This is a genomic window from Larkinella harenae (assembly GCF_054780515.1).
The window spans coordinates 1-1,230 of the sequence record NZ_BAAGWE010000034.1; the positions used below are offsets into that span (position 1 = coordinate 1).

Consider the following 1,230-nt stretch of genomic DNA (forward strand, 5'->3'; position numbering starts at 1 on the left):
TGACCTTGACCCTAAAAACTGGACAGTAAGAGGATAGAAAAATCAAGGCGATTTAGGTAACTTAAACAAACCAAAGAATCGCTTATGAAAAAGTCAAAGTTCACCGAAGCACAGATCATTTTTGCCCTTCGTCAAGCTGACACGGGAGTGCTTGTATCGGAAGTATGCCGCAAGATGGGCGTCAGCGAGGCTACCTTTTATATTTGGAAGAAGAAATATGCTGGCTTGGGTGTTCCCGAGTTACGCAAACTACGACAGCTTGAGGAAGAAAATAAGCAGCTTAAACAATTGGTAGCGGACCTAAGCTTGGATAAGCAAATGCTCCAGGATGTGCTCAAAAAAAAGTTTTAAGGCCAGCCCAGAAGCGGATGCTGGCCACTAGTTTAATTACGGATTATCGTGTTCCCGTTCAACGAGCCTGCTCGGTTGTACTACTGCAACGGTCCTGCTGGTATTATAAGCCACACCGTCGAGATGATACGGCTGTACGGCACAGAATCAAAGAAATCGCTCAGGTACGTGTCCGCTACGGTTATCGACGAATCCATGTTCTGCTTAGGCGTGAGGGTTGGCGCGACAACCATAAACGAGTTCGTAGAGTGTACTGTGAAGAAGGGTTAAACTTAAGAAGTAAGCGACCAAAGCGGAATAGAGCGGCCGCACAGAGGCTTGATCGGCCTCAACTTTCTAGTTTAAATCAGAGTTGGAGTATGGATTTTGTGGCGGATCAACTTTTTGACGGACGAAAAATCCGGGCCTTAACTGTAGTAGATAATTATAGTCGCCAATGCCTGGCCATCCATGTAGGGCAGTCGTTAAAAGGAGAAGACGTGGTAGCAGTGATGAATCACCTGAAAGAAGTATGTTCAGCTTCTCCGAAAAGGATACAGGTTGATAATGGAAGCGAGTTTATTTCGAAAGCACTGGACAAGTGGGCATATGATAACAAGGTGACACTCGACTTTTCTCGCCCTGGTAAACCCACTGATAACCCATTCATTGAGTCATTTAATGGGAGCTTTCGAGATGAGTGTTTAAACGCGCACTGGTTTTTGTCATTGGAAGACGCTCGAGAAAAAATTGAAGCTTGGCGACAGGAGTATAACTCATACCGCCCGCACAGTTCGTTAGGAAACCTGACGCCTGACGAGGTGGGAAAGGGGAAGAAAATTAAAGAAAAAGAAAGCCTGATTTTCTAGCTTTGGCTGTCCAAGATTTGGGTCAAGGTCA

The 1,230-nt window shown here is 45.4% G+C and carries 1 protein-coding gene; it reads left to right on the forward strand.

Annotated elements, in window-relative coordinates:
- Positions 1–84: 84 nt before the first annotated feature.
- A protein-coding gene (locus ACYVH9_RS31595) for an IS3 family transposase (protein WP_460640447.1) occupies positions 85–1,199 on the forward strand; the annotation gives its coding sequence in 2 pieces (ribosomal slippage) (positions 85–337 and positions 337–1,199; 1,116 coding nt in all).
- Positions 1,200–1,230: the final 31 nt, after the last annotated feature.